The organism is Roseburia sp. AF22-2LB (assembly GCF_003461125.1).
GTDB classification, from domain to species: Bacteria; Bacillota; Clostridia; order Lachnospirales; family Lachnospiraceae; genus Roseburia_C; species Roseburia_C amylophila.
In genome coordinates this window covers 219,199-239,488 of record NZ_QTWM01000003.1, presented here as the reverse complement: position 1 = coordinate 239,488, position 20,290 = coordinate 219,199, and the positions used below count along the sequence as shown (strand labels likewise).

Below are 20,290 nucleotides of genomic sequence, written 5' to 3'. Positions count from 1 at the left end.
TTATTTCTCCCAAATTGCGGTAGCAAGCACCGTCATATCGTCTGCTGCCTTTCCTCCGGTAAAAAGTAACACCCGCTCCAAAATGCGTTTTGCAAGAATTGTTGCATTATTGGTCTCAATGCTTTCTATAATTTCCTGCATGGTTTCTTCCGGATTCGGCACATGTAAATATTCTAGCACACCATCTGATACCATGACAAGGAAATCTCCGTTATATAAGTCCTTTTCGCTTTTTTCCATATCCAGTTTATAAGACACGCCCACCGGAAGACTGGTGGAAATAAGACATTCCACTATGCCATTTCGCCGGATAAAGGTTGCCGCCGCTCCGATTTTATAAAAGTGGCAGGTTCCGTCATATAAATCCAGTTCACTGATATCCACCGTGGAAAATAAATCCTCCTGCCCTTTCATCACCATGGCAGAATTCATCATGCGGACTGCCGTTTCCACATCAAATCCCGCCTCCAGGAATTTTTCCACCAGTTCAATAACCATTTCACTTTCCTTGCAGGCAAGACTTCCAGAACCCATGCCATCCGATAAGCACATGACCATTTTTCCACTTTCCGGCTCCAAAAAGGAAAAGTTATCCCCGGAAACTGCTGCTCCATCCTTTACCATCCGGGCTACGCCATAAATTGCCTGAAACCGCGGCTCTTCTTCATAGGTATAGAGGTTGACGCCTTTTCCAATCAGCGTCTTGGTATCCTTCTCCGGAATCATGCGCCGGTTCAGTGCTCCGGCTACTGCCTTTGTCAGTTCTCTCGTAGTGACACAGCCATCTTTTACCATGACTTTCATCACAAGCTGCCAGCGGCCGTTTTCCTTTTCCCAGAGCTGTTCATCAATCACTTTTATGCCCCGCTCTCTTGCCCGGTAAGCTATGTCCTGCAGATTTGACCGGCACTCTTCTGTAATATTTTTCTGCTTCTTTGCACAATCCTCCATGATATATGCCATGGCATCCAGCTGCTCGGCTATGACCTCACGGTTTTCTACCAGCCGGTTGTACCACGCCATATTTAAAGAAGCTTTTTCAAATATCCGAAGAGCCTCCGCCGTCATTTCCTGCATATAGGGGCAATATTCTTCCATTTTCTTTTCAATATCGCGGTTTGTCTTTCCCGCCTCCCGGATAGATTGCAGCAGTGACGACAAATAGCCGTACATGGGGCTGTCATCCTTTTCCCAGCAAAAAGCGCACTGGTCGCAGGAAACACACATTTTCCCAGTTATCTCATTTTGCATCCTGCCCATTTCCTCTGCCGAGAAACTGGTATGTTCCACATTCATCCGCCCGAATATATCTGAAAGGCTTTGAAAGGACTTTGCATAGGTCAGTAGTTTTTCTTCTTCATTACTCTTTATCTCCGGTATTGGCTGATTCACAAATGTGAATTCCAGAAAGCTATGTATGATACGGCTTAACACCATGGTGGCTGCAAATATAAAGACTCCTTCTAAGACCGCCATTTCCGTCCGCATTCCGTCTCTTACGTTTAACATTTCTCCAAATACGGATAATAAGGTTGCCGAACAGCCTGCGCCAAAGGCAGCTATCCAGGTATAGCAGCCTTTATTTACCCATTCTGCCAGCTTGATGATTACTATGGTTACCAGCAGTGTCATTACATATTTTGTCATCAGTGTCAGCGGCAGCATAAATGCCATTCCAAGAAACATTCCAATTCCCAGCAGCAGCCGTCCGCCCCGTTCCAGGTAAGCTGCCGCAAAATATGCCGGGATAAAAGGGTAGCAGCCTGCAAATCCTAATTTACACACTGCTACCCCTATAAAGCATATTACCGCCTGTTTCGTTCTCAATTTCTTCATTTCCATTGTTCCTCCTTCTCCTGTCATTTGTGACAGCAGAAGCTATTATAGAAATGTTTGTCCGAAATCTTTGTCAAACCGTTGTCTCATTTCAAAAAAGTTTTCGGCAAAAAGCGGAATGGTTTGTCTATTTTAAGTTTTTCTATGGTCTTTATGTTCTCGAAGCTGTTCTACTTCTTGTCTTCCTTGAAGATAATCTCATTTTCATGGGTCAGTCCCAGCTTGCTCTTTGCCTGGTCTTCAATATATTCCTGACTCTTGGTATATTCTTCGTAATTATCCAGCTGATTCTGACGTTCTGTTTCATCTTCTAAAGATTCCGTCAGTGCCTTCTCTCTGGCAGTATACTCCTGCTCCTTCTGGTAGAGCTTAACAATCTGAACTGACATAATCACTAAGAACATTATCGCAATCAAAGAGATACAGATTCTTCCGTTTCGTTTCTGTTTTCTTTTTCTTCGACTATTTGTCATACTCATTTCCTCATCTATAGTTTACATAACACCATTCTAATAGTTTTACGGATTTTTTTCAACGTTTTTTGTAATTTTCGTAATAATCTTCTGATTTTCCCTTTCAGGAAACGTAAGGGTACTGCCACCATGCGAAATACTGCCCGCAATGGTTTCCCCACTACTTGAAACAGTTTCTTAAATACTTTTACGATTCCCTTCACCAGCCATGGACTGATGGCATAATTGCATAACAGCATCCCAACACTCATGCCCAGCATGCAAAAGCCCCGGATTGCTCCGTCATTTTCCCGGCAGAGCATAATAAATATAAATATGGCACTGCCGATGCAGTACAGCATATCCTCCACTGCAACCATCCCGGTTCTATGGGGTATCAGCCTGCGCAGAATCCGAAGCAGGTCAAAGGCTAAGATTAACAGAAATCCCACCAGCATGAACCGGAGGAACCTTAAGGCTTCACCGGAAATTTCCGGGCTGATTTCTATCATTTAAACAACCTGCCTAAGAAGGATTCTCCGCCACCTTTGTGATAGGTTTCCACATCCGAATAGGTTAAGCCATCAATTTTCCCTGTGACATCCACTTCCCCCTGTTCTAAGGACAGGCGGTTTACATGAAGGTCATTTCCCTTTATCAGAAGCATTCCCTGTTCTGTTTCCAGTAAAATTTCATTTACATCAAAAGAAAGCACATCCAGCACTCCGCTGAAGTTTGCACTTTTCCGGTTTGCCAGCAATACTTTATGTGCTTTTGCTGTTTTCAATTCTTCCATTCAGTCTCATACTCCTTTACCCGAAAGTTAGTCCTTTCCAAAATATATGAGACTGTTTCTCTTTTTATGCGTTTTTACTCTTTTACAGATAGCGGAATAATTCTCCTGCCTCTTCTTTCTTGGTGGTATCTGCGATTGCAACCACTTCTACTTTCACCGTCTTCTGGCCAAACATGATTTCGATGATGTCACCTGCTTTTACATTGACGGATGCTTTCGCCGGTTTGCCATTTACGGTGACACGTCCGGCATCACAGGCTTCGTTGGCAACGGTTCTGCGTTTAATCAGGCGGGTTACCTTTAAATATTTGTCTAATCTCATTTGCTTACCTTCTTTCTTTTTGAAATTCAAAGCAGCATTGTCCATCCTTCTATGTTCCATGAAGCAAAGAAACGGAAACTGGCTTTTGTATCTAATCAGAATGCGTTGTAATTTCTGTCCTGATTTTTCCTTGATGTAAGGCTGTCTTTCCGCTTGCTTTGACGGAATGCGGCGGGTGTCCGTCTGCTGCGGATACGACCACTCGCCAGCAAGGGTGGCTAAGCATTCTGCTTAAAGAAAATGGTTATTCTGGCAATCGGTGCAAAGTCGCATCCATGCTCCAATTGCACCTCGCTGACACCTCCCTGTGTCAGCGTTGCCGGTTGCTATGCAGAATGCAAGCCACCCTAACCGTCTCGTTCATGTATCCGCATACAGACGAACACCCACCGCATTTTGTCAAACATTGGAAAGACAGGCTCAATTAACAAAAGGAAAAATCAGGGCTGCAATTACAGCATTCTGGTTTCACAAAAACAGTTTCCGTTTCTGTGTCTTCATGCATATAGAATGATAGAAAATTCTTTTTTCATTCGAATTTCAATAAAAAAAGGTGTAGCAAAAGCAGTTTTCTACTTTCGTTACACCTCTAATCAGAATCATTTTATCAACTTATTTATTGATTAAATCTTTTAAAGCTTTTCCTGCTTTGAACTTAGGTGCTTTAGAAGCTGGAATAACCATCTCTTTACCGCTCTGTGGGTTTCTTCCTGTTCTTTCAGCTCTTTCAGATACTTCGAAAGTACCGAATCCAACTAACTGGATTTTCTCACCTTTTTTTAATTCTTCAGCTACGATATCAGTGAAAGCTTTTAAAGCTGCCTCTGCATCTTTTTTAGATAAAGCTGTTTTTTCAGCCATAGCTGATACTAATTCTGCTTTGTTCATGTTAAAATTCCTCCTCTGGATTTTATAATTCTTCTTGAGGTCTACACTCTCCAAGATTACCTACGAATATATTTATACTTGTTTTTCCTTTATTTGTCAAGGAAAATACGGTAAATTAAGGCATACAATTTGGTCTATAACATTTTGTTGATTTTGTCTAAAACTGCTTTTCCAAGGACTTCATATTTCTGTTCTGCTTCTTCCATAGATGAACCCTTCACACCAATGTAGAATTTTACTTTCGGCTCGGTACCGGATGGTCTTACACAGAACCACGCAGCATCGTTTAATTCATAGTAAAGTACATTAGAGCTTGGAAGTCCTGTTGCTGTTACTGCTCCGGTTGCAAGGTCTGTAATGGTATCCTTCTTGTAATCACGTACTTTTTCAACTTTATAGCCACCGATTTCAGTTAAAGTTTCGCTGCGCAGTGTATCCATGATTTCCTGAATCTTAGCCAGACCCTCGATTCCCTTTAATGTAATAGACTCAACATGGTCTTTATAGTATCCATATTTTTCATACATGGCAAGCATTGCATCCCAAAGAGTCATATTCTTGGTCTTGTAATATGCAGCAGCCTCACATAACGCCATAGATGCTACCACTGCATCCTTATCTCTTGCATAGGTTCCGGTCAGGCAGCCGTAGCTTTCTTCCATACCAAAGAGGTAGGTTCCTTTTCCGGTCTTTTCGAACTCTAAGATTTTGCCGCCGATAAACTTGAATCCGGTTAATACTTCGATTAACTGAATGCCATAGTATTCTGCAATGGCATCTGCCATATTGGTAGATACGATGGATTTGATAAATGCACCATCTGCCGGCAGGGAGCCGTTGATTGCTTTCTTTTGTCCGATGATATAATCACCAATCAGGCAGCCGGACATATTTCCGGTTAAGGAATGATATTCTCCCGTCTTAGAATCCTTTACATATACACCGAGGCGGTCTGCATCCGGGTCAGTTGCAAGGATTAAGTCTGCATCTACTTTCCTGCCCAGTGCAAGTCCCAATGCAAATGCTTCCTCTGCCTCCGGGTTCGGATAACTTACGGTTGGGAAATCTCCATCCGGAAGTTCCTGTTCCGGAACAACATATACATTTTCAAAGCCAAGCTCTTTTAACACACGGCGGACCGGGATATTTCCTGTTCCATGTAATGGTGTGTATACAATCTTAAGGTCTTTGCCTACTGCATCAATGGCATCCTGATGTACCACAAGCTTCTTAAGCTCTGCAATATAAGCATCATCGATTGCCGCACCGATAGTCTCATAAAGGCCTGCTGCCCTGGCATCCTCTAAGGACATGGTCTTAACGGTGCTGTAATCAGTTACTTTCTTTACTTCATCCATAATTCCGGTATCATGAGGTGGTGTAATCTGTGCACCGTCCTCCCAGTATACCTTGTACCCATTGTATTCTGGCGGGTTGTGGCTTGCTGTAATATTAATTCCGGCAGTGCATCCTAATTTACGGACTGCATAAGATAATTCCGGTGTTGGTCTTAATGACTCAAATACATATGCTTTGATTCCGTTTGCTGCAAGGCAAAGTGCGGATTCATCTGCAAATTCCGGTGACATATGTCTGGAATCGAAGGCAATTGCCACACCCTTATCCTGTGCATTTACTTTTAAAATATAATTTGCAAGACCCTGTGTTGCTTTGCGGACAGTATAGATGTTCATACGGTTGGTACCGGCACCGATTACCCCACGTAATCCTGCTGTACCAAACTCAAGATCTTTATAGAAACGATCCTCAATTTCCTTGTCATTGTCTTTGATTGCCTGAAGTTCAGCCTTGGTTGCCTCATCAAAATACGCTCCCTCAAGCCATGCTTCGTAAGTTTCCTTGTAACCCATTCCTGATTTCCTCCTACTTTTCATTTATGTTGTTTACCAAAAGAGCCTGCCAGTGGCAGCCTCCTTCGGATGTCTCGCCCTTTCATTTCTCTCACTAATTCGTAAGACTGTTAACTACCTGATTTAATGTACTTGTCGAAGAATTATTGTTACTGGTTAATGTATCAATAATTTCACTCAATGCCTTCCTATATGCATCAGAGTCACTGGATGAACTTCCACTGGAGCTGTTCGTTCCACTGGAATTCGATGTACTGTCGGAATGCTTATGCTCCACGGTTGTGTTCTCTTCATTTCCGGCAGTTTCCGTCGATTCTGTCTCTGTACTGCCCGTATCATCACCTGACAACGCAATCTCTATCTGCGCTTCCGGCGAATTTACATATAGCCGCTTCGACCAGGTGTCATATCCATCTGCAGTAATCTGTATGGAATGGATGCCATACTGCAGCTGTAATGGCTGTGTATAATCAACCTGACTACCATCAATATACATCAAAGCGCCTGCAACATCAACCGCAAAGGTTAAAGTACAATATTTCGGATCCTCACCCTTTATGGAATCTACATCCACGGAAATCTGCTCATTTCTTGTTACAGCTACCTCTGTGGAACCGCCGTAGCCATTGCCGGCAACGGTTAATTCATAGGTTCCTTCCGGCACCTCTAACTGCATATTCTCCGTGATCTTATAATAATTCTTATGATTCAGGCTTAACCAGCCGCCCTCTAATGCCTGTGTATTTACAAGCTGGATGACTCCATGTCCTGTTGTAACGGACACTGACAGCACTTTCCGGTCAATTCCCTGTATTCTTAAGGTGTCCTGTCCGGTAACTGCGGACAATTCTATGGCTGCATCTCCGGAAAACACTTGTAATTCTTCATCATAAGAATACTTTGTGTCTCCTATGGTAAATATCTTATCTTCTTCATTATAGGAAAATTTTCCGATATCGTCCATCTCCCATGCATCTGCCGACTGCTCCACCTTTTCTAATATCAGGTCTTTATCCCGGAGTGTTAAAGTAACCACTTTTCCCGGTACCATGGATGCAGCCGAAATCAGACTGCCATGTCTGTCTTTAAAAATTGTCCCATCTGTATAAGAATACTGTTCATAACGTCCCGTGTCAATATTCAGAAATGTCATTGTTGAAAGTGTTGTATCAGCACCACTTACCGTATACAAGCTGCTTTCCTCTGCCTGTGTCACTTCCTCCGTTGCTGCCTCAACACCTGATACATAGCCTTTCATGCTGACAGGCCCATCGTCTTTCCTTCCACAGCCGCTCAAGGCCACAAATACTGTGAAAATAGCCAAGGCCAACAGCCAGTGCTTCCCTGATTGCTTCATTTCGCACCTCTTTTTCTCCTGTATGCTCTTTTCCTCCGGCAATTGCCTGTACATGATTATACATGATTATTCCACAAAATAAAATAACATTCTTAAAAACTGCTGGCGGATTTCTTCCTGTTCGATAACCCGGTTCAACTTCTCAATGTCTCTGCCGGACACCCACGCCTTATTGGCATTAAAGTAGTGATTTGCCACTTTCCAGAACTTCTGTGGGTATGCCATCCTTACATAAAGCTGCTCCCATTCCTCTGGTAATAATTTTCGTCTTTTTTCGTAAGCTGCCAGCATATCCGTTGCCAGCCCGATATTAAAATTATGTTTTTCCATCAGTTTCCGTAAGAAATGCGCCAGATCCCCTACCAGCACATCATAATGTGCCTGTTCAAAATTTGTAATTATAATTTTACCATGGGTAAATAATACATTATGCTGGTTAAAGTCTCCATGGCAGATTCCATACATTGCTGCTTCCAGGCTCTGCTTTCCGCTCTGCCCCTGCGTTTCACCCGGATTTGGTTTCATCAGCCGATGTTCCACGTCCAGTGCCTGTTTTAAGAAAATCTCATAATTGCGCATAAATATCATTTCAAACTCATTCTTTTTATGCTTTCCATGAATATAATTGCGCACCTTTTTAAGCTCCCGGTTGTGCCGGAATACCTCCATGGCATAATCCTGTCCGCCAATTTTTAAATTTTCATCCTCCACCTTCTGCAGGACAAGATGCAGCTTTGCCAGTTCTTCTACCGCAGCAAGTACATCATCACGGCTCCTGGTCTCACACTCCCTGCCCTCCATATATTTTCTGGCATAGTACCAGGTTTCATCCACCTCCTGGACTAAAATTTCTCCTTCCCTGGTATGTATGATTTCATCTGCTTCTATTCCATTTTCTTTCAGACGGAGCAAAACATGTTCTATAGCTTCCGCTCTGCCTTTTGACCCGCGAAAAGATCCTATTATTATTTTTCCGCCCTCTGATGTCGTGCAGATATAGGTTCCCCTTCCTTTCTGGATGGCGGTTACCTCAAACGGATACTGTTCTAACAACTGGCTCGATAAATTATACACAAAAACCCCTCCATACGACGAATTCGCACAAATCTTTATGCGTCTTTCTATCATATGAAGAGGTTCTTTAAAGTATAACCTGTCAGATATTCTTTTGTATTCTTTTCCGGTTCTTCAATTACCACATCTAAAAGTTTTGCCAAAATGTTCCCTATCTGCGGACCGGGCTTCACACCAAGTTCTATTAAGTCCCGTCCGTTAAGTGCAAGGTCTTTTAGTGTCAGACAGTCTGCATCTTTGATTATTTTATCATAAATCTTATGATATCCGTCCAATGCTTCAAGCTTTTCTTTCCTCTGATAATCACTCTGGGCTAAAATATCTGCTTTCTTCAGTTCAAATATAACCGGGTAGCACTCTAATCCGGCTTTCTGTACCGCCTTTCGTACGGACTCCGGTGTCAGTACCGGGTTAATATCGTGAATTGCCACCAGCCGGCAGACCATATCAATGGTTGCATTGTCGAATTTTAATCTGCGTAAAATTGTCTTCGTCTTCTTTGCCCCCACCTGCGGATGCCCGTAGAAATGGTCAATTCCATCTTCATCTGTACTGCGGCAATCGGGCTTTGCCACATCATGAAATAATGCTGCAAGCCGTAGCACCTTGTCTGCTTCCACACCTTTTAACACTTCAATGGTATGCTCTCCTACTGTATAACAGTGATGGGGATTATTCTGTGGTGTACGCATCATCACCGAAAATTCCGGCAGTACCACATCCGCAATTCCTGTGGCATATACGGTATGCATCTCCTCCGGATGGACTGAGGTAAGAAGCTTAACCAGTTCTACCTGAATACGCTCTGCACTGACCTTTTTTAACATCGGTGCAAGCTCCTGAATCGCTTCTGCTGTCTCTTCTTCTATATCAAAGCCCAGCTGTGCCGCAAATCGCACTGCCCGAAGCATCCTTAAAGCATCTTCCCCAAATCTCTCCTTTGGTTCTCTTACACAGCGGATGATGCCACGCTTTAAATCTCCTGCTCCGTCAAAAGCATCCACCAGTCCCCGCTGTTCATTATATGCCATGGCATTAATGGTAAAATCCCTGCGTTTTAAATCCTCTAAAAGATTATCTGTATAGGTTACTTCCTTCGGATGTCTGGCATCCTCATATTCGCCATCAATCCGGTAAGTTGTCACCTCATACCCTTTTTTATCCAGCATTACCGTTACCGTTCCATGCTCAATTCCAGTATCAATGGTGCGCCCAAAAATTTCTTTTACGTCTTCCGGATAAGCAGAAGTGGTAATATCCCAGTCCTGAGGCACACGTTGAAGGAGGGTGTCTCTGACACACCCTCCTACTGCATATCCTTCAAAGCCTGCTTCCTGCAGCTTCTCAATTATAAACTTAACATGCTCTGGAAGCTTCATTACCATACGTTTTCCCGTTTCCTTTGCTTTACTTCTGTTCCTGTTCTTCAAAGAACTTATACGTTCCTTTGGATTCTGCTTTTACTGCATACAGAAGATCATCTGCCACTTTAATCATTTCATCAATGTCTTCTGCCTTCTTTACCTGATTGGAAGAAATAATACCAATAGAGCAGGAAAGTAATTTCTTATCATCAATCTCAACCGGCTGTCCGATTTCTTTTGCAATCAGTTCCCTGAACCCATCCTGTTTCTTAATCTCTTTATAGATAGCCTTTGCGGTAGCCTCTAAGGTCTTTTTTTCTCCGGTGTAGAGGAAAATAATAAATTCATCACCACCGAAACGTGTCACAAAGCCCTTGTCCCTGCAGACCCTGCTGAAGATATTTGCCATGGACTTAAGCAGCAAATCTCCCACATCATGTCCAAAGGTATCATTATATCCTTTGAAATTATCCAGATCGATAAACATAATACCAAAATCATGCTTCATGTGGCCCTTTTTAATCTTCCGGATAATTTCCTCGATGTTCTGATAGAATCCCTTCCTGTTGAAAATTCCTGTCAGCTGGTCGGTTACTGCAGATTTATACAATGCAGTATTCATTTCGTAGAGCTTCTCATATGCATAGAGACGATTCAGTGCATACTGCACTTCCCGGAACAAAAGCTCATAAATCCGCATATCACTCTCATCTAACATATAGCGGCTGACGGAAGAATGCCAGTTATCCTTCATCAGAATATATGCTATCATAATGCTTGTTACTTTTCCATTGTCAAAGAATGGAATAGCAACAAAGGAGCATACATTATCTTCACCAAACAGTTTGACCACATTCAGATGTTCCGAATAGTTACTGCTGATTTTCGATACAACAAACCCTCTCTGTGTCTTTTCGAACACTTCTTTTAAATACTTCTGCTCCTTCATAGAAAGACTGGCTTCTGTATTATCATAAAGTACCTTTGGTTTTCTTCCATGATACTGTATATATAATGCCCGGTCCAAATTAAAATGATACAGGAATGTCCGCATCACATTCTCTACCATTACTTCTGCCGAAACATCCGTCACATCAATTGTCTTCTGCCATGTCGACAGAAAATCCATCTGACGGCGTTCCTGCTTGTAAGCACGGTTTATGCTTTCCTGCTTCAGCTGCATTTCCATCTCCTGGGAAGATATCACATGAAGAGGTTCTTCTGATAAATACTGTTCCAATGGCTCTAATACCTTAATTTCTTCATCTGTGAGAGAATGGGTATTATCCTCAAGATATTGTTTTAAGATTGCCTCTTCATTGCTCTTAAGTTCCATTCTTCCTGTCTGCCCATAAAAGCGGATCCTGTCCTTACGGAACAGCTGATAACAGAAGAACTGGTTTCCCTCAGTCCGCACCAGATGTGTCTCTGCACAATTAAAATCTTCAAATGCTGACGAATCATTACCGGAATCCATTCCAAGTAATGCCCGTGTGAAATGATAAAGGAACATATCGTCATCACAACGTGCATAATCGTGGATGATTCCCACATCATTCTGAAGCTTTTCTTTTTCAATTATGTAATTTAAGAACTGTTTGCAGTTATTGAGGTACTGTTCACAGTTGAAGCGGTTGCCAAGCTTCTGATTGCACAATGCTAAGAGTCCATACAATTTACTTAAATTACAGACCCTCAGACTATTTAAATGCAGACGTTCAATGGTCTTCATACAGCGCATCAGATATTCATTGGCTTCCTTGAATTCTTCTGCTGCAATACAGTTAATTGCCATATTGTAATATACTTCCGCAATATCCTCCGGCAATTCCAGATTATATAAAATTTCTACTGCTTTCTGAAAATAACGCTTTGCAAGATCATTCTGTCTTAATGCCGTTAAGGTATAACCGATTCCCGAGAAAATACGTCCACTTTCCACAGAACGTTTGTTGTCCAGTGCTTCGAAAGTTCTTACCGAATACAGCAATGAAATCGGATACATACCGTTGGTAGACGCCAGCATAATATTCTTCTGGTATGCATTGTAAATAAGCTGTGTATTGCCAATTTCTGTTGCCAGTCTGATTCCCTTACTGAAATAAATAAGCTGGGATTCGGAATAATATGCCTTTGCTACAATCTCCGGCTTATTGTCATAGGCATACACATAAATGTACGCCAGATGATTCCGGTAGTCATATTTTATTAATTTTTCAATCATGGCATCGCTGACTTCCACGTTCTGTGCACAAAAGAAAATATTATTCCAGCCTGCCATCTTCGCCTGTATTTCTACCAGCTCTGCTTCAAACTGACCGCGCTCCATGCCACCTTCTGTTGCAATACTTTTTGCAACACCTGCACATTCAGTGGCTTCCTGCAGTTTTGACTGATACATATAAATTACAGAGCGGAGATAATATGCATAAAAACGCATCCTGCGGTTCTTTTTCTTCTCTGCAAGCTGTAAGATACCCTCACTTATTTCCAGTGCTTTTGGCAAATCCCTCATATATACCGATACATATGCATAGAACTGCCAGAGTTCGTATTTCACTTCATCCGATACTGTAAAATTATCAAATCTGATTCTGCGGTCTACTTTTTCCAGATAAAACAACGCCTGTTCAAAATCCATGAAAAAAACAAGATTCTGCAATGTTCTGATATCATCTGCAATACTTTCTGCTGTAATAACCTCATCTCTTTGTTCCCGGGATTCTCCGGCATTTCCAATGCGGAATATTGCAACATTATTGTCCAATTCCTCCGTTACGCTTTCCCAGCCCGGCAGCATATATTCCGGCAGCCGCTGCTGCTCATTCATGCCGAGAACGATTCCGATATTCTCTGTATGCTCTGCCTTTAACAGTTCATAGACTATTTCTATGGTTCCCATTCCGGCAAACTGCATGCGGTTAATCCAAAGCATAAACGGCTGTATCTTAGAAACTTCAACAAGCATTGCCACAATAGCATCATGCATCCGCTCCCGCTCATAGTCAACTTCTGTATACAATAAACTCTCTTTCCGGATACATTTTCCGGTCTCCCGGTATGCTGCAATAATTGGACGCTGCAGGGAATAGACATTACACTTGTCCAGGAATTCATCAAATGTCATCTCCTTCTGCTGGTCGAAAAGTTCCAAAATCAAATCCAGAAACGGCTCATATGCTCCCGATAATTTCTCTGCCCGGAATTCGTGGGCTACAAAACGAACCTCTTTATTATTCGTTATCTGCTCTGATATTTCCAACTGCTTTAATGAAAAATCATTGCTGTATTTTGCCAGAACAATGTTGTGTTCTTTCTTTCCAATCTGTGCAAAAACCTGTTCCAGAATACTGTTATAATATTTTTGAATCATCTGTTTCCCCCTTCAGAAATATTCAAAAAGGCTCTGAAAATATATGATAATTCCCTGTTATCATATACCTCCCTTTCTCTTTCTGTAATAACCTGTCTGGTATTTATAATTTATATATTAGTATAGTCCTCAAACCCACGGATTGTCAATGTTTGTTGCGACTTTTTGGGGGCTTTTTGAAGGGAGTTTTCACACTTTTCCGATACCATTTATTTTCATTAAAATACTGCAGTTTTATAATGCATGTATTGGTAATTGCAGAAATTTTAATGCAGCTCTTGCTGCAATCTCCGTCGGGTCAACTATATTTTCTCTGATTCCTGCCAGGGAAAAAGCAATTGGTAATTCAGTACATCCCAGAATCACACTTTGCGCACCCTGTTTAATCAAGGATTTTAAAATATCGTCAAGTCCGTACTTTTCTACATCCTTTTTTCCAGCTTTAATACATTGATAGATTACTGCCATAATTTTCTGTTGCTGCTCTGCATCCGGATAAATCGTTTTGATTCCCTGTGCCCGAAGCTCTTTCTCATAAACCCCACTCTTTATCACGCCATCCGTAGCCAATACGGCTGCACATGATATATTCTGCTCTTTTAAAGCTTTTACTGTCTCGCGGGGCATATGCAATATCGGGATATCAGTAAATATTTTTAACCGATCATAAAAAAAATGTGCTGTGTTACAAGGTATCATCAATAAATCTGCTCCCATATTTTGCAGACTTACTGCACTTTTTACCATCTCTGGTATAGGATCCTCTCCCTTTTCAAGAATAGCTTTCGTTCTATCCGGAATATTCGTGTTACAATCAACACAAACATGCACATAGTTCTGATCGCAGTCTGCATCTGACACTTCAAAAATCTTTTTCATTAAATCGCAGGTAGCCATCGGTCCCATGCCACCAATAATACCTATTGTTTTTTTCAATTCCGTTCCTTCTTCCTCAGGTCATGTGTCAAAGTTCAGAAAGCCCGGAAATCATTATCATTTCCAGGCTTTCCTTGTAATGTACTTCAAATTTTCCATCAAAATCTGACATGCTGTATGTTTACATCATTTTTTAAGTTTTTTAATACTCTACCTTCCACATATAGCGTCGTGTTGTCAGTGGATGCTGTCTCTCCTCAGCCAAAGCCTTATTATAAACCGGATATACATTTGTGAATAAGGAATGGTTAAAATAGTCTACGACTGATGCATCAATTGTAGACAGCCCTAAATCCTTTGCATCAATTACTTCAATCCGTTTTGCATAAGTCTTCAAAAACTTCAATGCACGTTCATCCAACGGTCGATTGGTTCCCTCAGAAACCTGAAGCACAAATGGTACTTCTTTATCTGTAATTTCGAAAGGTCCATGGAAAAATTCCCCACTGTGAATACTGGAAGAATGAATCCACTGCATTTCCATAAAAATACATATACTTTGCATATATGCTGCACCATAACCCGCTCCGCTTGCCATAGTATAAATAATTTTATCATCTTTATATTCCTTGGCAAACAGTTCAGCCCGTTTTTCCACATGCTTACATGCATGTTTCACAATACCATCAATACGTCCAACACCATCCATAAATTCTTCATAATGCTCATACCCTTCTGTCTGATTCAACAGTTCCACTGCCACCAGAAGTGCACAGATAATTTTTTCACCAGCAATATCCTTGTTATCCCCAAAAGTATAATTGATAATATAATCACCAAATGGGGTAATCTCTGATTCCTCTTTCCATGTCAGAATAATTACAGCTGCACCTTTTTCCTTTGCCAGCTTCGCTGCATTAATTGTTTCCGGTGTATTTCCCTTATGGCACGATAAACACACGATTACATTTTTTCCCAAATCCTTCGGAGTACTATATACAAATTCATTACTATTAATTAGTGCTGACTTAATATTTGCACATTCTCTTTCCATAAATGTTTTCGCTGGATAAAGTGCTCCATTAGAGCCACCACATCCCACAAAATATAATGCTTTAATACCGCCTTCTTCTTTTCTGCTTTCTAAAATTTCTGTAATTACATTCTTGATTTCTGTTGGTTTCATTGATAATCCTCCCATAAATATTTTTAATACATTGTTGTTATATTATTCTGCAAGCATTGGTCTTGCTAATTTCTGAATATATGAAATTTCTTCCTGGCTCAGTTTACAATACTCACTATTATCCATACTACATCCGGCATCCTGCACATACATCATTTTGGTATCCTTTTCTACAATGGTAAAAAACCAACGTTCTTTCGGTACATTGTATAAAGTTCCTTTCTCCACCGGAGTTAATTCAATATTAAACTTTCCATCTATTCTGTCCGCTGTAATAATAATACATTTTCCAGAAATCAAAATGAATTGTTCATCTGTCGTATGATGTATCTCTAAATGTTCTAACCCATCAATGTCATTATTCGGTTTCCAATTTTTGATACAAACAACCCATTTTTCATTCCGATATGCACATTCTATTCCTTCTCCATCATACCTGTAACTTGTCGGCTTTATATCCATATAGCGTTCCTCCTTAAACCTTTTAATTATTTCTATTATCAATTATTCTTCCTGCAATTGGCGTTCCATACCCAAACGCTCCTTCGACACCGCAAATCTTTGAAGCGAATTCTGCTCCAGCCTGCATGGCTTTCTTTAAAAGTTCTTTAACATTCCCATCATCTTTACTTTCTTCTTTAAAAAATTCCGGTTCTTTATACCGTAAAATATATGTCAAAAATGTCGCGAAATAAGAGTCTCCTGCACCCATAGTATCCATAATGCTTTCTGCCTTTACAGCTTTTTCATACATCATTTCACCATGGTATAAAATGTATGAACCATCTTCTCCTATTGTTCCCAGAACAAGCGGAACTCCAAGCTCTTTTACTTTACTCATTTCCCTTTCGCGTTCTTTATCACTTAAATGTGCACAGGAAAGCATTGCCACTTTAATATGCGGACAAATTTTTTTCAGATATTCGTCTGTCCATCGATTTGAAAAATCAAATGCAACTGGAAGACCCAAAGAAGCAATTTCTTCTATGTCATCATCTATATAGGCATTCAGATTTGTATAAATCAAATCAAACTTTCTTATATATGAAAAATCTTCCTGCGTAAAATCATAAGGATACTCTTTTGCCACACCTCCATGATTGGACCCGACAAATACGCGATCTCCCTGATTCAGTGTCACACATGCAAATCCATTTTCACCTTCATAATTCCTGCTATGTGAAAAGTCTACATTCATATTTTTCAGTGCTGCCTGAATGCATTCTGCTACTTCATCATTTCCAAATTTACCTAAAAATGCACTTTCTGCATTATTCATATGTGCATATGCACATGTGTTAACACACTGACCTCCTGGATACATTTTCCCCCTGGAAAGATATTTGTCACAAACTGCATCTCCAATTGCAATTATTCTAGGCTGTCTCATTTTTATTTCTTTCTCCTTTCTTTCAATTTTTCTTTCACCCAGACTCCCTCACCTCTTCTTTTTGCAACAAGCAATTATTTTTCCAGATTCGCTCTTTCATTTTTTCAGATAGCCATTATTAATATTTATGTATATCTGGCAATCCATCATGAGGTGGCAGTTCCCACAGCCTGTCAGAATAACACAGGCTGTGTGCTGTTACTGTTTTCTTTATTTTGCCACCACCGGTTTTTATCAGAAAACAAAATATCCTATTCCTGTTGCTACTAATACTGATACAATTGTACATACAAGTCCCGGCCGCATATAGCTGTGATTAAATATAAATTTTCCAATCTTCGTAGTACCTGCCGTGTCAAAAGCAAGACCTGCTATACACTGGCTGGAATCCGGGATAAAATAGTTGGATGAGCATGCCATCCATCCACCTACAATAATATAAGCCGGCAGATTCAATGCAATTGCAATTGGAATCATAATCATTGTCGTAGACGCTTGTGAACTTGTCAGTGCACCTACCAGAAATACTGCAATAATATAAATCCATGGATGTTCATTTGTTAAAGCTGACAAATTTTCTGTAATGAAGTTTGTCTGTGCACCAACAAAAGTATTTACCAGCCAGCAAAGTCCCGCTGCAAGAATAACAGCAAAGAATCCAGTCTTTAACAACGGTACTTCTAAAATGTCGTTACTATCAATTTTACTTACAATAACAATAATTGCGGCAGCTACATACATAATAATCTGGATTAAAGATGTCATTGCTAACTGTGTACCATCGCTAAATGTTGGACGGAGCGCCGGGAAAATACCGCATATTGCAATTACTACCATAGAAACCAGGAAGATAGCAACAGAAATCTTTGCTTTTTTGGTTACCTGTTTTTCTCCTTCTACTTTCTTTTTAAAATCTTTTACCAGTCCATCTGCAACCCTCTGCTGATATTCAGGATCATCCTCTAATTCCAGACCTTTCTTGTATACAGACAATGCTGCAACCAATACTCCTATCAGTGCTGCCGGAATTGCTACCAGCATAATTGTTGCCAGATTTACTTTTTCAAAAATAGTCATATAACCCACAATAGCTACTGTTGCAGCTGTTATTGGTGATCCGGTATTTGCCTGCTGGGATGAAATAATACTAACAGAAATCGGGCGCTCAGGCCGAATTCCATTTTCCAATGCTATTTCATTAATAACCGGAAGTAACGAATATACAATATGTCCGGTTCCACAACAGAATGTAAATAAATACGCTACAAAAGGTGCTACCAAAGTAATGTTTTTCGGATTTTTCCGTAATATTTTTTCTGCAAGCTGTACCATAAAATCCAATCCGCCAGTCGCCTGCATCGTACAGGCTGCGGTAATTACCGCCAACATAATCAGTATAACAGTAATCGGTGGATCTGATGGAGTCACTCTAAAGATATATACGAAAATCAACATTCCGATGCCGCCAGCCATTGCCAGGAAACTTCCACCTTTTCTGGTTCCCCACACAATAATCAGCATTAAAACAATAAATTCAATCCAAAACATGGACATCTACCTCCTCTTTTTTATTTATTCCAAAGCATGTGCACTACTTTAAAACCAAAATGTATTAATTTATTTTTATTTGTATCACTTTATTTTGTATCTATTTGTATTATATAGATTCCATACATTTGTGTCAATAAAGAAATACATTTTCGACATTATGCACAATTTTTTGTTTCACTTTTTGTACATCAATATCAATTTAATTGTGCATAGTAAAACCCGCCAGGAGCACTGGCGGGCATACAATTAAATACTTTTTATTCTTCTGTTTTCTCTTTCTTTCACTCAGGCAGTTAAACGTATGAAGAAATAACATAATCCGCCTGACTTACATCCTGATTCTCACCAGCTCCTGTATACGCAACTACCTCTATATTTGCAGCCTTTGCTGCCTGTATACCAATAAACGAGTCTTCTATTGCAATACATTCTTCCGGCTTTGCTTCTAAATATTGCATTGCTTTTCTATAGCATTCCGGATCCGGTTTTCTATTCCGGCACATGTCTCCGCATACCAGCACATCGAACAAACCCAGCATTTTCATCCGGTTCAATGCTACTACAATCAGCCGTGTAGAGGTTGAAGAAACCACTGCCAGCTTTTTCCCCTGTTTTTTCAAACCGGCAATAAACTCCAGCACCCCATCCATTGGCTTAATGCAGCCATTTTCATATGTATTTCCTATTTCTTTTCTTTTTTGCAAAAGCTGTTCCATTGTTATTTTCTCCGGCGAGCGTTCCAGCAGTTCCAGCAGAATATGGGAATCATGTGAGCCAATTAGTCTATCCCTGTCTTTTTGTGTCAGTTCCACTCCAAACTCTTTTAATGCCAGACCCAGATAATTACCATTACTCTCTTCTGTATCTGCTATAACTCCATCAAAGTCAAACAATACATATTTTTTTTCACAGAATTTTTTCATTAATATTCTACCTTCCACATATAGCGGCGGGTTGTTAACGGATGTTCACGCTTTACTGCCAGTGCGTGGTTGTAAATCGGATATACATTATTAAACAGTGCATGGTTAAAGTAATCTACTACTGTTGCATCAATTGTGGATAAGCCAAGCTCTTTCGCATCAAGAACCTCAATACGTTTTGCATATGTTTTCAGGAATGTAAGTGCTCTCTCATCCAGTTCGCGGGTTGAGCCTTCTGATATCTGAATCATAAACGGACGGTTTGCATCTGTAACTTCAAATGGACCATGGAAAAATTCACCGGTATGAATACTGCTTGAATCAAGCCACTGCATCTCCATAAATATACAGATACTCTCCATATAGGCAGCTCCATATGCTGCACCACTTCCCATTGTATAAATCACTGAATCATTCTGATACTCTTCTGCAAATGCCTCTGCCCTGGCAGCCACATGTGTACGTGCATTTCTGATGATATTGCTAATCATGCCTAAAGCTTCATAGAATTTATCATAATTAGCATATCCCTCCGTCTGTGCAACTAATTCCACTGCCACAAGCAATGCGCACTGCGTCTTTTCTCCTGCATAATCAATATCCCCTGCAAGATGATCAGGACTTGCATCAAATGTATAATGTATAATATAATCTCCAAATTCTATAATTTCTGATTCCTCCAGCCATGTCAGAATAATAACCGCCGCTCCTTTTTCTTTTCCTAATCTGGCAGCCTTAATCGTTTCCGGTGTATTTCCCTTGTGGCAGGCAAGACATATAATAGAATTTTCTCCAAAGTCCTTTGGTGTGCTATGCACAAACTCATTACTGTTTATCCAGGCTGATCTCAAAACCTGTGATTCTCTCTCCATAAATGTTTTTGCCGGATAAAGTGCGCCAAGTGATCCTCCGCATCCCACAAAATAAATATTTTTAATTCCACCGACGTCTTTTTTTTCTTCTAAAATTTCTTTCACAATGTTTTTAATGTCTTTACTTACGTATCCCATTTTTTCTCTCCTTTTTATAAT

The 20,290-nt window shown here is 40.5% G+C and carries 18 protein-coding genes; all 18 read right to left on the bottom strand.

Going from position 1 to position 20,290, the window contains the following annotated elements:
• Entirely contained in the window at window positions 1-1,836 is a 1,836-nt protein-coding gene (locus DWX96_RS06540) for a SpoIIE family protein phosphatase (protein WP_242988746.1), read from the bottom strand.
• A gap of 170 nt (window positions 1,837-2,006) precedes the next feature.
• The gene (locus tag DWX96_RS06535; protein ID WP_022242339.1) at window positions 2,007-2,309 is read right to left on the bottom strand and encodes a septum formation initiator family protein; all 303 of its coding nucleotides are present in this window, start codon (window positions 2,307-2,309) and stop codon (window positions 2,007-2,009) included.
• Between the two features lie 14 nt (window positions 2,310-2,323).
• Window positions 2,324-2,800 carry a spore cortex biosynthesis protein YabQ gene (gene yabQ, locus DWX96_RS06530; RefSeq protein ID WP_117697715.1) on the bottom strand — a complete coding sequence of 159 codons (477 nt, stop codon included), beginning with the start codon at window positions 2,798-2,800 and terminating at the stop codon, window positions 2,324-2,326.
• The gene (gene yabP / locus DWX96_RS06525; protein ID WP_022242341.1) at window positions 2,797-3,084 is read right to left on the bottom strand and encodes a sporulation protein YabP; all 288 of its coding nucleotides are present in this window, start codon (window positions 3,082-3,084) and stop codon (window positions 2,797-2,799) included. The genes yabQ and yabP overlap by 4 nt, the downstream gene beginning before the upstream one ends.
• 82 nt (window positions 3,085-3,166) lie before the next feature.
• Window positions 3,167-3,406 (bottom strand): RNA-binding S4 domain-containing protein, encoded by a 240-nt coding sequence (locus DWX96_RS06520; protein WP_022242342.1) that lies wholly within the window; start codon window positions 3,404-3,406, stop codon window positions 3,167-3,169.
• Window positions 3,407-4,018: 612 nt separating this feature from the next.
• Window positions 4,019-4,294 carry an HU family DNA-binding protein gene (locus DWX96_RS06515; RefSeq protein ID WP_022242343.1) on the bottom strand — a complete coding sequence of 92 codons (276 nt, stop codon included), beginning with the start codon at window positions 4,292-4,294 and terminating at the stop codon, window positions 4,019-4,021.
• 134 nt (window positions 4,295-4,428) lie between these two features.
• Window positions 4,429-6,165 carry a phospho-sugar mutase gene (locus DWX96_RS06510; RefSeq protein ID WP_117697716.1) on the bottom strand — a complete coding sequence of 579 codons (1,737 nt, stop codon included), beginning with the start codon at window positions 6,163-6,165 and terminating at the stop codon, window positions 4,429-4,431.
• A 94-nt stretch (window positions 6,166-6,259) separates the two neighbouring features.
• Complete coding sequence (locus DWX96_RS06505; protein ID WP_147337970.1) at window positions 6,260-7,522, bottom strand: hypothetical protein; 1,263 nt, start codon at window positions 7,520-7,522, stop codon at window positions 6,260-6,262.
• Window positions 7,523-7,588: 66 nt separating this feature from the next.
• Entirely contained in the window at window positions 7,589-8,596 is a 1,008-nt protein-coding gene (locus DWX96_RS06495; RefSeq protein ID WP_158561825.1) for a phosphotransferase, read from the bottom strand.
• Window positions 8,597-8,646: 50 nt separating this feature from the next.
• Window positions 8,647-9,981, bottom strand: coding sequence for a CCA tRNA nucleotidyltransferase (locus DWX96_RS06490; protein WP_118057117.1), 1,335 nt, complete (start codon window positions 9,979-9,981; stop codon window positions 8,647-8,649).
• A gap of 22 nt (window positions 9,982-10,003) precedes the next feature.
• Window positions 10,004-13,333 carry a tetratricopeptide repeat-containing diguanylate cyclase gene (locus tag DWX96_RS06485; RefSeq protein WP_118057059.1) on the bottom strand — a complete coding sequence of 1,110 codons (3,330 nt, stop codon included), beginning with the start codon at window positions 13,331-13,333 and terminating at the stop codon, window positions 10,004-10,006.
• Between the two features lie 234 nt (window positions 13,334-13,567).
• On the bottom strand, window positions 13,568-14,269 hold the full coding sequence (locus DWX96_RS06480) for an aspartate/glutamate racemase family protein (protein WP_117947143.1): 702 nt from the start codon (window positions 14,267-14,269) through the stop codon (window positions 13,568-13,570).
• A 142-nt stretch (window positions 14,270-14,411) separates the two neighbouring features.
• Window positions 14,412-15,395, bottom strand: coding sequence for an SIS domain-containing protein (locus tag DWX96_RS06475; protein ID WP_117697731.1), 984 nt, complete (start codon window positions 15,393-15,395; stop codon window positions 14,412-14,414).
• A 42-nt stretch (window positions 15,396-15,437) separates the two neighbouring features.
• On the bottom strand, window positions 15,438-15,857 hold the full coding sequence (locus DWX96_RS06470; protein WP_022242350.1) for a hypothetical protein: 420 nt from the start codon (window positions 15,855-15,857) through the stop codon (window positions 15,438-15,440).
• A gap of 22 nt (window positions 15,858-15,879) precedes the next feature.
• Window positions 15,880-16,785 (bottom strand): fructoselysine 6-kinase, encoded by a 906-nt coding sequence (locus DWX96_RS06465; protein WP_117697733.1) that lies wholly within the window; start codon window positions 16,783-16,785, stop codon window positions 15,880-15,882.
• Window positions 16,786-17,019: 234 nt separating this feature from the next.
• Window positions 17,020-18,333, bottom strand: coding sequence for an anaerobic C4-dicarboxylate transporter family protein (locus tag DWX96_RS06460; protein ID WP_117697735.1), 1,314 nt, complete (start codon window positions 18,331-18,333; stop codon window positions 17,020-17,022).
• A gap of 296 nt (window positions 18,334-18,629) precedes the next feature.
• Window positions 18,630-19,259: an HAD family hydrolase gene (locus DWX96_RS06455; protein ID WP_118057058.1), complete on the bottom strand. Its 630-nt coding sequence runs from the start codon at window positions 19,257-19,259 to the stop codon at window positions 18,630-18,632.
• Window positions 19,259-20,269, bottom strand: a complete 1,011-nt coding sequence (locus tag DWX96_RS06450) for an SIS domain-containing protein (RefSeq protein ID WP_118057057.1) — start codon at window positions 20,267-20,269, stop codon at window positions 19,259-19,261. Before DWX96_RS06450 ends, DWX96_RS06455 begins: the two co-directional genes overlap by 1 nt.
• Window positions 20,270-20,290: the final 21 nt, after the last annotated feature.